The organism is Paenibacillus sp. J22R232 (assembly GCF_056269165.1).
The window spans coordinates 622821-637611 of the sequence record NZ_JBWDNK010000002.1 but is presented as its reverse complement, the minus strand read 5'-3'; the positions used below and the strand labels follow the sequence as shown (position 1 = coordinate 637611).

General features: G+C 52.9%; 9 protein-coding genes and 2 riboswitches. All 9 genes read right to left on the bottom strand.

All coding sequences use genetic code 11. From position 1 onward, the window contains the following. Positions 1-75: 75 nt before the first annotated feature. Positions 76-1884: an allophanate hydrolase gene (gene atzF / locus AC0YN3_RS09135; RefSeq protein ID WP_475774774.1), complete on the bottom strand. Its 1809-nt coding sequence runs from the start codon at positions 1882-1884 to the stop codon at positions 76-78. After that, positions 1881-5516 (bottom strand): urea carboxylase, encoded by a 3636-nt coding sequence (gene uca / locus AC0YN3_RS09130; RefSeq protein WP_475774773.1) that lies wholly within the window; start codon positions 5514-5516, stop codon positions 1881-1883. The genes atzF and uca overlap by 4 nt, the downstream gene beginning before the upstream one ends. Before the next feature lie 56 nt (positions 5517-5572). Then, positions 5573-6223 (bottom strand): urea amidolyase associated protein UAAP2, encoded by a 651-nt coding sequence (locus tag AC0YN3_RS09125; protein WP_475774772.1) that lies wholly within the window; start codon positions 6221-6223, stop codon positions 5573-5575. Between the two features lie 33 nt (positions 6224-6256). Continuing rightward, a complete protein-coding gene (locus AC0YN3_RS09120; protein WP_475774771.1) occupies positions 6257-6976 on the bottom strand; it encodes an urea amidolyase associated protein UAAP1 in 720 nt (239 codons plus the stop codon). A 57-nt stretch (positions 6977-7033) separates the two neighbouring features. Next, positions 7034-7195: riboswitch (guanidine-I (ykkC/yxkD leader) on the bottom strand. A gap of 63 nt (positions 7196-7258) precedes the next feature. Continuing rightward, positions 7259-8059, bottom strand: coding sequence for an ABC transporter permease (locus AC0YN3_RS09115; protein ID WP_475774770.1), 801 nt, complete (start codon positions 8057-8059; stop codon positions 7259-7261). A 6-nt stretch (positions 8060-8065) separates the two neighbouring features. After that, entirely contained in the window at positions 8066-9079 is a 1014-nt protein-coding gene (locus AC0YN3_RS09110) for an ABC transporter substrate-binding protein (RefSeq protein ID WP_475774769.1), read from the bottom strand. Positions 9080-9251: 172 nt separating this feature from the next. Further along, positions 9252-9378, bottom strand: a riboswitch (guanidine-I (ykkC/yxkD leader). Between the two features lie 267 nt (positions 9379-9645). Next, positions 9646-11400: a sensor histidine kinase gene (locus AC0YN3_RS09105; protein WP_475774768.1), complete on the bottom strand. Its 1755-nt coding sequence runs from the start codon at positions 11398-11400 to the stop codon at positions 9646-9648. Further along, the gene (locus AC0YN3_RS09100) at positions 11397-12938 is read right to left on the bottom strand and encodes a response regulator (protein ID WP_475774767.1); all 1542 of its coding nucleotides are present in this window, start codon (positions 12936-12938) and stop codon (positions 11397-11399) included. The genes AC0YN3_RS09105 and AC0YN3_RS09100 overlap by 4 nt, the downstream gene beginning before the upstream one ends. A 120-nt stretch (positions 12939-13058) precedes the next feature. Next, on the bottom strand, positions 13059-14723 hold the full coding sequence (locus tag AC0YN3_RS09095; protein ID WP_475774766.1) for an extracellular solute-binding protein: 1665 nt from the start codon (positions 14721-14723) through the stop codon (positions 13059-13061). Positions 14724-14791: the final 68 nt, after the last annotated feature.

Sequence of the window (14791 nt, the reverse complement as noted above, 5' to 3'; positions counted from 1 at the left end):
GTCCTCTATGCGTAAAAAGACTCCCAAGCCCGGTTAACGAGCATTAGGAGTCCATGTTCAATCTAGCATTAAAGCCTATCCTAGCGGCAGGTGGCGCCAGCCGCGATACGCGGTAATGTCCTCTGCTCCATCGGCAGCATACGCCTCGCAAACGAAGCCGGACACTTCAGTCCCGTCAAGCAGCTCAACTTTCCCGATACCCAGCGGCGCCGGAATCAAGGAAACAAACTCGCCAAAGGCAGCAGCCGACATTTCCCACAGCTCAAGCTCGATGCTTGCTCCCCCCTCCCGCTGCTTGATCATGCCCGGCTTCGCCGGCGATGTCGGCAGCTTCACGAGCTTATAGCGCGGAGCGGAGCTTGCTTCACGCACAAAGCTTGCCCGCAAGCTCTCCATCTGCTTCTCAAGCGGATAGCCGCGCATATGCAAGCCGCAAACCGCAACCGTAATCATCGCCTCTGGACGATCAGCTTCAACTGCTGCTGCTTGCTGCAAAGGCTCCTTTGTATGGTCTGCGGACATTGTAGGTCCCTTGCCTCCACTTAGAATCGAACGTGCAGCACCAACTATGAAGTGCTCATTCTCGGCAAGCGCAAACAGCGTAATGCCAAACGGCAGCTTCTCGCCCGCATCGCCCGACGGCAAAGCTACCGCGCATAGATCAAGCAAATTGCAATGATTCGTATACCGGCCCATGTCGCTGTTCGCACCGACCTTGTTAAGGTTCAATTGCTCGCGCGTCCAAGTCCCGCCGCAGGTCGGCATGACGAGCACGGCATCCTGAAGCAGCTTTCTGGCTTCCAGCTTATAGGACTGCAGCTTATGCAGCGCGGCAAACACGGATGCCGCGTCATATTCCGCTGCAGCGCCGGAACGCAGCACTTGCTCCGTTACCGGGAATGCGACTCCTGGATTTGCTTCGATAAATACGCTTAAATCTGCCCACCGCTCCGCCACGAAGGGACCACCGTACAGCAGCGCTGCCGCAGCCGAGAACAGCTCGCCGTCCACATACTCGATCGGAATGCCGAGCTGCTTCAGCCGCTCGACCGAAGCAAGCCAAGCAGCCTCATATTGCTCTGCGAAAGGACCATAGAATGCCGCTGCCTCCTTTGGCAAGCATAGCTTGGCAGGCCGTTCTGCTTTCAGCCTCGTTACCTCTCGCGACCAAGGATCAAACTCATCGATTCCTCGCGCAACGCGGTCCACTAGCAGGCATTCCTCCAAATGGTGCGCGAACACCGTTACGCAATCCAGGCTTGCGCAGGCAGGTACGACACCTTTGACCGGCCAAGCGCCGAGGCTGGGCTTATAGCCAACGAGACCATTCAACGCAGCGGGTACCCTGCCGGAGCCGGCCGTATCCGTGCCGAGCGCAAACGCCGCTTGGCCGCGTGCCACGGCGACAGCCGAGCCGGAGCTGGAGCCCCCGCTTATCAGCTCCGGACGCAGCGCGTTATGGGCTTCGCCGTAAGGGCTTCGGGTACCGACAAGTCCCGTGGCGAACTGGTCCAGATTCGTTTTGCCAATCGGAATCGCACCCGCCGCAATCAGCCGTTTGACTACCGTCGCATGCTCTTCGGGCGAATAGGCGAACTCCGCGCAGCCAGCCGTTGTGGGAACGCCAGCCAAATCGATATTATCTTTGATGGCGAATGGAATTCCCCATAGCGGGGAACTGCTCTTATCCATCTGCACAAGCCGATCCAGATAAGGCTGCGCCAGCTCCAAGGATGGCGGCGTGATCCATATGTTCATTGCCGCATCCGCTTCCGCCCGCCGGACCACTTCTGCCATTACAGCAGCTGGCGACAATGTCCCGCTGCCGTATCCCAGCCGAAGCCACTCCGCCGTCAAAATCTCAGGAAAATGTATGTCGCTCATACTGCCGCCTCCGCTTCCTTATGCTGCATAATGCCGACAATCAGCTGTCCGTTATGAACCTGCCCGCCAGGCTCTACATGCACGGAACAAACCATGCCATCGCATGGAGCTTGCTGCGAGAATTCCATCTTCATGCTCTCGACAATAATGAGCGTATCGCCTTTCTTCACTTGCTGGCCCGGCTGCGCGAGTACCTTCCATACGCTTCCCGGCATCGTGCAGCGAACCGCCGCGGCACCCTCCTGCAGCGCTTCTTCCTCGCCTGAACGCGGAGGCTCTTGCTCCGCAACATATTCGGCAAGACCAAGCTCCTTCCAGCTCTCCCGCTCCGCTTGGAATGCCGCCTGCTGTTTCTCCTTGAATGCCGAAGCGCTCTCCTCGATTTCGTCCAAAAACTTCAAATATTGACCAAGGTCGAATGTCGTCTCCGTAATATCGGCTTCAAAGCGGCCGCGAAGGAAATCCTCGCGCAGCTTCAACAGCTCTTCCGCTTCCACCGGATAAAATTGTATTTGGTCAAAAAACCGCAGCAGCCATGGCTTCCCAGGCTTAAAGCTCTCCGTGCTGCGCAGCCGGTTCCACATTTGAATCGTCCGGCCGACAAACTGGTAGCCGCCCGGTCCCTCCATGCCATATACGCACATGTAAGCTCCGCCGATGCCGACTGCATTCTCCGGCGTCCATGTCCGTGCCGGATTATATTTCGTCGTCACGAGCCGATGCCGCGGGTCGACAGGGGTTGCAACCGGTGCGCCCAGGTAAACATCGCCAAGCCCAAGTACCAAATAATTCGCTTCGTATACAATCCGCTGTACGTCAGCCAGACTATCCAAGCCGTTAACCCGTCTAATAAACTCGATATTGCTCGGGCACCACGGCGCGTCCGGGCGAACGGTTTGCTGGTAGCGGTCAATGGCAAGCTGCGTCGCAGGGTCATCCCATGATAACGGGAGGCGCACGATACGCGAGGGCACCTGTATCGACTCCAGTGGCGGAAGCGCGCTGTCCAGCTCCAAAATAATGCCGCATGCCTCGCCAACCGTTATTTTGGAACGGTCAATATGCACTTGCAAGGAGCGGATGCCTGGCGTCAAATCCAGAACCGGGATTTTCCCCGACTGCTCGATTGCCAGCATAAGCGCGTGTGCTTGAAAGCGCAGAAGCAGGTCCAGTTCAAGCTCGCCGTATTCAACGAGCAAATTCTCGTCGCCGCTGCAGCGAATGGTAATCGGAAAACGGCAGCCCTCCGTCTTTTGAACGAGAAGCGGGTAGTCCGGCGTCAGCTCGGAGGCTTCATTCGCAAGCTCCGAGGATGGCATGCCGTCTCGCGCGCCGGTGCCGATCGAGACGAGCCGCTCCTCCTGTGCATCCCTGAGCCCATCCGCTTCTTCGAGCGTCAGCAATTGGAATCGAACCTTGTCTCCCGCATGCAGCTGCCCGATCTTCCAGAACTGCGCCGAAGCGGTCGTTACCGGACAGACAAATCCGCCGAGGCTAGGACCGTCAGGACCTAGCAGAATCGGCATGTCGCCGGTCAGATCAAGCGTACCGATCGCATAAGCGTTATCGTGAATGTTCGAGGGATGAAGCCCTGCCTCTCCTCCATCCTCGCGGGTCCATAACGGTGCCGGGCCAATCAAGCGAACGCCGGTGCGCGAGCTGTTGAAATGCACCTCGAACACCGTTTCGGACAGCTGCTTCAAATACTCGGGCTTCAGAAACTCAGCTGTGCAATGCGGACCCGGAATAACGCCAATCGTCCAATCGCGCGTCAGCTGCGGCCGCTCTTCCATTGCAAGCTCACGCATATCCGTTGGTTCGGCTCCTTCGTTTATGCCAAGCACGTCTCCCGTCCGCAGCGCCCGGCCGCCATGCCCGCCGAAGCCGCCAAGCGTGAAGGTCGACGAGCTGCCAAGTATGCGCGGCATGTCGAAGCCGCCGGCTACGAGCAAGTACGCGCGCAAGCCGAGCTGCGCCTCGCCGAAGCTGAGCACCTGTCCGCGCGCCGCTAACGTCGGCTTGTAAAGCTCCGTTCGCACGCCGTCCAGCTCCGCCTCCATGTCAGCTCCCGTAATGCAGAACCATGCAGCGCTGCGGAATTTGTACGAGCCGCCGCGCAGCGTCAGCTCGAGGCCTGCTGCGTGATCGTCGTTCCCAAGCAGCTTATTGCCGATTCGGAACGAATAAGGATCCATCGGCCCGCATGGCGGAACGCCTACGTCCCAGTGGCCGACACGTCCCGGCCAATCCTGAACCGTCGTCTGAACGCCGCCTTCCACCACTTCGATAGCCCGCTCTGCCGGCTCGAAGCCATTCAGCAGCTGCGTATATACATGGCCGTCAATGACTTCTTGATCCATCAGCAGCTCCCGCACATATTGCAAATTCGTCGTCAACCCGTACATTCGCGTCTCGCCAAGCGCCTCAATCAGCTTCTGGATCGCTTCAACGCGATTCGCGCCATGCACGATGACTTTCGCCAGCATCGGATCATACAATGTCGTGACGGTAAGCCCATCCCTCACCCATGACTCATTGCGGGCGCCCGCCGAGAATACGGCTTGATCCAGCTGTCCAGCGCTTGGCCGGAAGCCTTGCAGGCAATCCTCCGCATAAATGCGGGCCTGAATGCTATGGCCCACGGGCGTTCTAACGAGCGACTGCAAATCAACCAGCTCATTCGCCGCTTCGCGAACCATCCATTCCACCAAATCAATGCCCAGCACCTCTTCGGTCACGCCATGCTCGACTTGCAGCCTGGTATTGACCTCGAGGAAATAAAACGCACAAGAATCCGGATCGTACAAGTATTCAACCGTGCCTGCGCTGCGATAGCCGGCTTCTGCAGCCAACCGCTTCGCGGCGCCAAACATCGCGTCGCGAACCTCATCCGACAAATTCGGAGCCGGGCTCTCCTCAATGACCTTCTGGTTGCGGCGCTGAATGGAACAATCGCGTTCGCCCAGCGTGACGACCTCGCCGAGGGCGTTGCCGAATATTTGCACCTCGACATGGCGTGCCCTTGCGATATATTTCTCCAAAAACATGCCGCCGTTCTTGAAATTGGTTTCCGCCAAATGCTTCACGCCGTCAAATGCCGCGCGCAGCGCTTCTTCGTCCGCGCATACCCGCATGCCGATGCCGCCGCCTCCGGCCGTACTCTTCAGAATGACCGGATAACCGATTCGCGAAGCCTGTTCTATTGCTTCCTCTAGCTCCGTTAGCAGCGACGTACCAGGCAACAGCGGCACCCCCGCACGCTCTGCCAATTCCCTTGCCGAATGCTTCAAGCCGAACATTTCCATTTGTTCCGGCGACGGCCCAATAAATACGATGCCATTCTCCCGGCACGCACGGGCGAAATCCGCGTTCTCGCTAAGGAAGCCGTAGCCTGGGTGAATCGCCTGCGCGCCGGTCTCAAGCGCCGTCTTCAGAATAAGCTCTGTATTCAAATAACTCTCTTTGGCAGGCCCGTCGCCAATGAATACCGCTTCATCCGCATTGTCAACATGTAAGCTATCCTGATCAGCGCCCGTGTACACGGCCACCGATGCGATGCCAAGCTTGCGCAAGGTACGCTCTATTCGAACGGCAATGGCGCCGCGATTCGCAATCAATATTTTCGTAAACATCGTAACCTCTCCTCGCCCTATCAATCTATAATCTGTGTATATTAGGCTATATGCCGCTATTGATTCCAGATAAGCACCCGCACCGGAGTCGGGTTATAGGCGTTGCACGGGTTGTTAAGCTGCGGGCAATTGCTGAGCAGCGCCGTCGTCCTGCATAGGGATTGAAGCTCTACGTAAGCACCGGGCGATGACACGCCATCCGCAAATTGGAGACCGCCTTCGGCCGTAACGGGCACGTTCATGAAAAAATTAATATTCGGAGGAAGGTCCCGTTTCGAATAGCTCTCGTTCCGTTTCGCCAGCTGGAGCATGAACGTATCGCGGCAATTATGCATATGGAGCTTATCATGCGAGTACCGGACCGTATTGCTTTGGGCAGAGCAAGAGCCGCCTACCGTGTCATGTCTCCCGCAGGTATCCGCAACGATCTTAAGCAATTCCTTGCCGGATTCGGCCAGCAGCACCGAGCCTGCCGTAAGATAAATGTTCCCTTGCCCGGCAATTGTCGCCACTGCGCTATAGTGGTCCTCGGGCTGCTCCGCATCGTAGAACAAGGTATCTGCCGCCTGGTTCCCTTCCAAATCGACGATTCGCAGCACTTGCCCAGGCTCCAGGTCATACATCCAGCCGTCACCCGCTGCGATCACTTCGTCATATACCGCATCTGCCGCCAAGCGGGGGCTCTCCACCCGATTAAATACTGTCATGCACCATTCCTCCTAATTGCTCGTATTTAAGCTCTATTTTCCTTGCAGCAAATAATATTGCTGCGTATTCTCATAGGCGCGCCGGTTCTCCGGACGGTAGTTCAAGCAATAATCATCATCCTGGACGGCTTCCGCCTCCAGCACTTCCACTTGCACGGGCACGGACGGATAATCGGTCCTTGGATCAAGCGGATTAGGCGTATTGGATAAAATGATAAGCACATCCATATCGGTTCTAAGCGTCACGGAAGCGCCCGCCGGGCAATGGCCCAGACTGTAATGCATCGTGCCCAGCTCGTCGCAATGCACCTTGGAGAACAAATTGACGACAGGCATTAAATCCCTCACGCCTAAGCCGTTTCGGACGAGCTCGACCGCCAAGTTCTCCTGACCGCTGTGCAGCCACTCATTCCGCAGCTCCTGGTACGTCGTTTTTCCGTATTTCGAATCCGTGGCCGCCCTGCTCGTATAGCCGCAGATCGGATCATGCCAACCCAGCTGGTCTTCGACAATGCTCGCCAATGACCGTCCGTTATCGCTCATAAGCACGTTCCCCCTCGTTAAATGCGAGGTATGCTGAGCTTTTAACGTATCCGGCATATTGTAGCGCTCGGATAAGTCTCCTGCGTGGAATAAAAGCATCGCCAGATTAGCTCCCGCTTCGAGTGCGGTGAACCGGACCAATCTGCCTCTGCTAATCGTTCCGGACCATTTGCCCCCAGGGCGGATTGTTGTGCTCCAAATGCTGCTCATCGCCGTTTCCTCCTTGGAAATCACCTATTTTGGATAAAAAGAAAGCCTAAGAGAATGATCTCCCAGGCTTTTGTCCTTCCGTGTGCTACAGCTTCCTTCCCTATTGACTAAAAGAAAGCTGTATGCCGTCTCTCGGACCAGGCCAACGGACGGCTGACGGAAATGGTGTTTCACCTTAACCCGTCGGCCGTCTGAAGCGGAACCCTAGACAGCTATTCGTTCTCAATCGCAATGCCGAGAACCTATATTCAATTGTTAAGCCTTTTTCATTCGCGTGAACGCTTATGCCCAAGGGAAAAGCCTGCGATTCAGGAAAGCGAATATGCGGTCGCTGATTAGGCCAAGCAGGCCGATGACAATAATGCCTACGAATATTTCATCCGTGTTCAGGAACCGCTGCGCCTTCATAATCTGGTAACCGAGTCCGCTGCTCACGGCAACGAGCTCCGCAACGACGAGATACGTCCAGGCCCAGCCCAATATGAGCCTTAGCGTGTTCATTAACTGCGGCTGGATAGCCGGAATAATAACCGTTTCGATTGCCTTCCACCTTGTCGCGCCAAGCGTGAACGAAGCATGCAGCAAATCATGCGATACGCGCCTCGTAATGTCGGACACCATCAGTACGAGCTGGAAGAAGCAGCCGATAAAAATAAGCAGCACCTTCGCCCACTCGCCGATTCCCGCCCAAACCATAATGAGCGGAATGAAAGCAACGGCCGGCATATAGCGGATGAACTCCATTGGCGGCTCTACGAAAGCTTCCCCGTATTTGAACGTTCCCGCGAACACGCCGATCGGAATCGCGATGACGCAGGCAAGCAGGAAACCCGCGGTTACACGGAATACGCTGATCCCGATATGCCCCCAATATTCCGGGCTGCCAAGATTCAGAATGAGCTGAACAAGCACGGCATGGGGCTTAGGGAGAAAGATTGGGCTGACAGTCTCCGTATAGCTGAGGAGCGACCAGATGCCAAGCAGCAGGATGAAAGAAAAACCTGCCGTTACGGCAAACGGCCTAGGGCCGATGTCTTTGAAAATTTGAAAGGTATGCGGTTTACGTCGCAATGGCGTTCTCATCGTCTATCACTTCCCAGCCTTGTTATTTACGAATTGAGGATCGAATAGTCCGTCTACGCTGTCCAGCTTGTCGACCATATCCAAATTGTAAAGAAAGTCGGCCGTTTTCATGCCCGTATAGCTCAGCGAAGTGTAATCGTCGCGTTTCTCGAATGCTTTGACATTGTCGTCTACCCCAAACAGCTTAATGCTGTCGAGACCCAGCTTAAAGTCCTCCGGCGTCGACTCCGCCTTCTCCGCGAGCAGCTTAATCGCTTCCTCTTTGTTCGCTTCATACCAAGCCAGCGCATCGAACCAAGCATCGACGATTTTTTGCACGTCCTCCGGACGCTTCTCCACGACGGATTCACGGAATACGAGCAAATCCGGAATCAGCCCAGGCGTTTCCTTGGACGAATAAAGCACCTTGCCTTTGCCTTCTTTGACAGCCGTGGTTTGGAATGGCTCCCAAAGCACCGACGCATCCGTATTTCCGGAAATAAATGCAGGGCCCGCGTCATTTACGGTCATGTTCACGTATTTGATATCCTTCTCGTCCATGCCATTCTCGGCAAGCGCGGTCAGCAGCAGGAAATGATCTACCGTCCCAAGCTCCGTAGCAACGGTCTTCCCTTTCAAATCCTTGATGGAGTTGATGTCTGGTTTGCTCACAATGGCATCGCCTCCGAATGAGTTATCATTCACGAGCACGGCCTTTAAGCCGATTCCCTTCGACAGCGGCGCGAGCGAGTCGCTGAGCGTCTGGCTGTTCGCATCAACCTTTCCCGCCGCGATCGCCTGCAATGAATCGCTATATACGGGGAAAAATTCAAGCTTCACATCAACGCCATGCTTTTCAAAAAAACCCTTCTCCTCCACCAAATACCACATGTACCAGCCCGGCCAAGGACTAAGCGCGATCGTTATCGGATCGCCTGACGCTCCACCTGCCGAATCCTTTGCGTTTCCGGAGCATGCTGCTACCAATCCCATAGCTACGATAAGTATAATTGCTGCTGTTGATCTAAGCGTTTTTTTCATTTTCCCCACTCCAGTCATCTGTTTTTTATAAGCATCCGTTCTCCGCGCCCAAGCGTAAACGGCTGACACCGTCCTCTGGCGGCTAAGCTAACATTTCGCGTAGAAATCTAGAGAAGGTTGGCAGAATGATATGCTTTCCTATATTTAAAAAAAATAAAAGCCCGGGAGATTGATCTCCCAGGCTTTTATCCTTCCGTGTTATATAGATGAGGACATGTAAAGCCCTTCATCTATACGCCGTCTCTCGGACCAGGCTTAACGACTTGCTCGGCGTTAACGGAACCCTAGACTGCTTGTCGTTCTCATTCAACTTGCTCGAGAACCGATATTCATTTGTCATAAAACCTAACGTTTAACCGAATTATAGGTGGTAACGTACGGATGTGTCAATACTTATGTTAGGTTTTATTACATATGATTAAAAAGCAATAAGAAAAGGCTTCACCGTCCTCCGCAAGAGGAGGTTCGTTTCTTCTAGAATTAGAAAGATACTTTATCGCGTGAACTCTATAAAGTCTTGTATAAACAAAAACGCCCTCATAATAATGAGGACGTTCCTGTTCGCTCTACTTTTTGTTTGCCGGAATCGTTATGCAAACCGACGTGCCCATTCCTCGCTTGCTAACGATTTTGACGCCGTAATCGGCGCCAAAGTGCAGCCGTATCCTTCCGTCAACGTTGCGGATGCCGTATCCGACGTTCAGGCTCTCCACCGGATCTGACAGCTGCCGCAATATTTCGGGATGAATGCCGATTCCGTCGTCAATGATCTGGAACGTAATCAACCCGTCCTTCAGCTTGCCGACGATCCTGATGTTAATGCGGTCCCCGTACCAGGCATGCTCAAGCGCATTTTCGATAAACGGCTGAAGGATGAGCTTTACGGTCGTAAATCGCAATATGTCCGGGTCAATGTCAAAAAACGCTTCCATCCCATCGCCAAACTTCGTTTTCTGAATGTTGATGTATGCCCCGACCTGCTCCAATTCGTTTTTAATCGGAATGACCGTTCTGCCCTCGTTAAGGGACAAGCGGTAGAACTTGGCCAGATCCAGCACCATCCGCTGCAGCTTATCCACCTCGCCGAATTTGGCCAGCCGGCTGATCGAGGATAGCGTGTTGTAAAGGAAATGCGGATTGATTTGCGCTTGCAGCGACTCCAGCTCCGCTTCCTTTTTCTTGATGTTCGTCATATACACTTCTTGGATCAGCTCGTCGATGTTCTGGCCCATTTCATTCAAGGCAACGGAAATCCAGGTAAACTCGTCCTTGCCCTTGAACATAATCTTTTTCTGGAAATTGCCTTCCTGGAAGGCGTCCAGCACGCGAATGATCTTGGATACCTTCCGCGAGTAGAAGCGAGAGATGAACAAACCAGCGAAAGAGAATACCACATAGCAGGCTAAGCAAATGAGTATGGTCCACAGCCTTACTTCATTTGTCGCCTTTTCCATGATGTCCGTCGGAACGAGTGCCAGCAAATGCCATTTCAGCTCCGGAAGCTGCTCGTCAATAACCCAATAATTAGAAATTTTTTCTTCGCTTAGCGTCTCCCCAAGCTGGTAATCCGTATCGCCGGACGAAAACATGATCTTGCGGTTCTCGTCGATCGCGAAAATTTTTGTGCCTTTTCCGATTTTTTCGGAGTCGACGCTCTCAAGCAAATCCGTCAGCCGCAGGCTGATGCGAACGAAGCCAATCTCCTCCAGCGTGATGGGATCATTCATGTTAACTAATCGCCTTAACAGCGAAATATGGCCGAATTTGGGATCAGCTTCGATCTGCTTCCATTGCAGCGTTTGTCCGTATTTCTCCTTCGGGTAGTTCAAGTACCAAGCTTTATCCTTAATTCTCGTGATGTGGTACAAATCAAACAAAGGACCTTCGGCATTCAGCGGATCCGTATTTTTGTAATTGTGATAAATCTCGGGCAGCGTGTCGTTGTGCAAATAAACCGCAAGGCGCATTTTGTTGTTTGCCGCTTCAATCGTCGTCTGGATTTTGGGAAGGAGCTGCTTGGTCGTAGCCTCATAGCTGACCCAGCCCTCCTCATAGTGCCTGAGATACGAGGCTAGATTGCTATCGAAATAGAGCATGTCCGATATACGGGACATGTCCTCCATTTTATAAGTGATATTATCCTTCATTTGCTCCAATGTACCGTGATTGATCTCGCGCGTACGCTCTTGGATCGAGTTCGTAAATATGATATTGGCAGCATAGCCGACCAGCATGACCGGTATGATGATAAATAAACTGTAGGTAAGCATCAGCTTGATTCCAAACGGCATGTAGCGATGCTCCTGCTTCACGTTCGTCATGTTCTTCTATACTCCAACGGCGTCATGCCGTACATTTCCTTGAATTGTCTGCTGAAATACGGCAGGTGGCGGTAGCCTACCCGATCAGCGATTTCGTAAATCTTTAGATTCGTCGATTTAAGCAGCTCGCATGCTTTTTCCATTCGCAGCTGAATGAAATACTCGCTAAAGTTTTTGCCCGTTTCTTCCTTGAATATCAAACCGAGATAATTCGGCGACAAAGAGAACTGCTCCGCCAAATCACGCAGCGTAATGTTATCATGCGTACGTTCTTTCATGAAATCGATAATTTGCTTGATCAGCTTCCAATTCTTTTTTTGCTTGTTCATTTGCAGCGTCTCTGAAATTTCATAAACGCGGCGCCGCAGCCAGAGATGAATGTCGTTGATCGTCTCGAACTGCATCATAATATCGTAATTGTTCAGCTCGAGGCCAAGCAGCTGGTACACGTTTTCATTCGTTCTTTGCAAATAATTATCAAGCTTCATCACGATGTAGAGGGCATAATTGCGCAGCGTCAGCTTAGATTTCAAGCTTTTGGCAATCTGGAACAGCTCGTCAAGCTCGTCATGAATTCGGACCAGCTCATAGCCGGACATTGCGCCAAACAGCGCTTCCAGCTTCGCATCCAAATGCTTGACATCCTCTTTCTCGGAAGACCTCACCTCACCGTGGACAATCACCCTGCCTTTGCCGTAGAACATTTTCAGGTCAAGCGCCTCTACCGCCTGCATATAGGACTGCGACAGCTCGCCAATCGTGCCGCATGAATCTCCTACGCCAGCTGTTATGGAGAACGGAAATTTCCGCTTCACCTGGTTGACAACCTGCTCCGGTATGGATTCACCGTCTGAGTGCTCAATAAGCAGCGCGATTCGCGTCTTGTTCAATTTACAAATTTGCCGCACGCCAAGCTCCCTGCACAACGACACCACCTGCTGCATCTCGCCTTCTTCCGCCTGGTTCTCCTCGCTTGGTTTCCAAGACCGGTCGTCGATTTCAATAACCGCAGCTATGCCGGGAAAACGGAACCGGTTCATTTCGTATTCTTGGCTGAGTACCTCAATCGTCTTTTCACTGCTCGTACCTTCGAGCAACTGCAGCAAATATTCATTCTTCACGATCGGAACCATCTGCCAGTAGGCATCCTGCCTTTGACGCTCCTCGTCCAGATCGCCGCGTACCTTAAGCAGGGAGTCAATCAGCTCTTGGTCATCCATTGGCTTCAGCACGTAATTGACCGCGTTCAAGGACAAGGCCTGCTTCACGTAGCTGAAATCCTGGTAGCCGCTTACAAATATAATTTTAATGTCCTTTGACCGCTCAAGCGCGCGTCTCGCCAGCTCAAGGCCGGTCATATTCGGCATTCGAACATCCGTCACGATAATGTCGACCTTCTCCGTATCCAGAACCTTGCAGGCATCAAAGCCGTTCATTACCCCAGCTACAACCTCCATGCCCAGATCCTGCCATGGAATGAAGGTGCGCATCCCCTCCAAGTCCAGCCTCTCATCGTCGGCAAGCAATACTTTATACATCAACCTATCAGCTCCAATTTGAAAAAACACGAAATGTGAGGCAGCTAAAATAACGCCGGAAAAACGAAAAACTCGGGTATGCTAAAAAGCTTAGCATACCCGTCGTTTTTCATGATCTATTTATTGTTGTGCTTTCATTTTCGCAAGGTTAGCTTGCCACTTCTCTGTCTTGAACGCCAGCAGCTTGTCGTAGCCTGCAGCCTGCGCGTCCTTCTCCGCTTGATCGAGAATAGCCAGCACTTCCGCATCATTTTTCGCGAACAACGCTTTCGCTCTAACCTCAAGGTACATATCCTCGATACGTTGGCGGATGATGCCTTCCTCTGTATCCGGCTGCGGATCGATATTAATGAATTCCGTGGCGTTGGATTGCGTTTTCCACGTAATCTCGCGTTGGTAGCGAGTCGACCAGTTTTGCTGCTCAACAGGAAGCGTTGCTTCGAATTTCGCTTTGGTCGTATCAAGGAATACCGTGTTGCCCACCCAGTTCAGGTTCGTCGTAATGGCTTGAAGCTTAGCCAGCTCGCCTGCATCGGAAGTATATTTCTCCGTAAAGATCGGCGTCTCGCCATCTGCTTCTACGCCATCCCAATAGATGCCAGGAGGTCCCCACATCAATGCGCTTTGGCCTTCTGCGCCAGTCAGCCAATCATAGAATGCGAAGATCGCTTCCGGGTTTTTCGCTTTTTTCGTAATAACCGTTACGTTCCAACCAAGCATACCATAAGTGCCAGGGAAAACCTTGTCTTTGTCAATGCCTTCTTTATGAATCGGCCAAATCATGAAATATCCGGCTTCCGGATCGTTTTTCACGAGCTCGGCATGCGCTTGCATGGCAATTTCAGTCGGGCTTGCCGCCGCGAATACCGCAACGCGGCCTGTCATTACTTTTTCCGTAATTTGATCGATCGTTTGCGTCATCGCATCCTGCGTGATCAATTTCTCGCGGAACAGCTTCGATGTATACTGCACATACTCACGGTATTGCGGGTCAAGGAAAATCGAAGTCAGCTTGTCGCCGTTAGGCACAGCACGCATGCCCGGGAACTTCTGATCGTTTTCTTTGAATGCGGAATACAGCACGTCAAGTCCTTGTCCGTCCTTTGCCAAATGCGGCTCGTATGGAACAACGTTCGGATACTTTTCTTTTACTAGCTTCAGGTAGCTGTATAGGTCATCCGTCGTTTCAAGCTTCGGCGAACCTAGCTCCGCGTAGATCTTTTTATTAACGACATAACCAGCGTTGCCGTTTGGCTGTTTCGTGTACCAGTTCGGGAATTGGTACAGCTTGCCGTCCTCAGAGCGAAGCATATTGATGCCTTCCTCGCCCAGCCACTTCTTCAGGTTAGGGTATTTGTCCAAATAGTCGTCGAACGGTACGAGCATATCCGCGCTGCGAAGCTTCTCTACATCCACGCGCTCCAGCCAAATGGCATCAGGCAGGTCGCCGGTTGCGATCATCGTGTTCAGCTTCTGAGGCGCCGCTCCGCCGGAGTGGATCGGTTTCACGTTTACCTTTTTCGTATCTCTGATCCATGTGCTTGTAATATCGCCGCCCCATGCCGGCATCGTGTACCAATCGTAGTGGCCGTAAAGCGTGAAATCAAGCTGCTCCTTGCCAAGTTCATAAACCGATGCCGGTTTGTTGCTGTTATTCGCATCCGCCGTATTGTTTGCCGTTTCTCCGTTATTCTTGGTGCCGCCGTTGCTGCTGCAGCCAGCAAGCATGGATACGGCCATAAACGCGGAGACGATAGGGACGAGCAGTTTACTTTTCGTTTTCATCTGTTTAAAATCCCCTTTCAAGCTCTTTTTTATATGTTCAAAGCTTACGCTCTAAACCACGCTACATT

Coding starts and splice junctions, on each gene's coding strand:
- AC0YN3_RS09100 (WP_475774767.1), bottom strand. CDS start 12,938: ATGTATAAAGTATTGCTTGCCGACGATGAGAGGCTGGACTTGGAGGGG.
- AC0YN3_RS09115 (WP_475774770.1), bottom strand. CDS start 8,059: ATGAGAACGCCATTGCGACGTAAACCGCATACCTTTCAAATTTTCAAA.
- AC0YN3_RS09125 (WP_475774772.1), bottom strand. CDS start 6,223: ATGACAGTATTTAATCGGGTGGAGAGCCCCCGCTTGGCGGCAGATGCG.
- AC0YN3_RS09105 (WP_475774768.1), bottom strand. CDS start 11,400: ATGACGAACGTGAAGCAGGAGCATCGCTACATGCCGTTTGGAATCAAG.
- AC0YN3_RS09120 (WP_475774771.1), bottom strand. CDS start 6,976: ATGAGCAGCATTTGGAGCACAACAATCCGCCCTGGGGGCAAATGGTCC.
- uca (WP_475774773.1), bottom strand. CDS start 5,516: ATGTTTACGAAAATATTGATTGCGAATCGCGGCGCCATTGCCGTTCGA.
- atzF (WP_475774774.1), bottom strand. CDS start 1,884: ATGAGCGACATACATTTTCCTGAGATTTTGACGGCGGAGTGGCTTCGG.
- AC0YN3_RS09095 (WP_475774766.1), bottom strand. CDS start 14,723: ATGAAAACGAAAAGTAAACTGCTCGTCCCTATCGTCTCCGCGTTTATG.
- AC0YN3_RS09110 (WP_475774769.1), bottom strand. CDS start 9,079: ATGAAAAAAACGCTTAGATCAACAGCAGCAATTATACTTATCGTAGCT.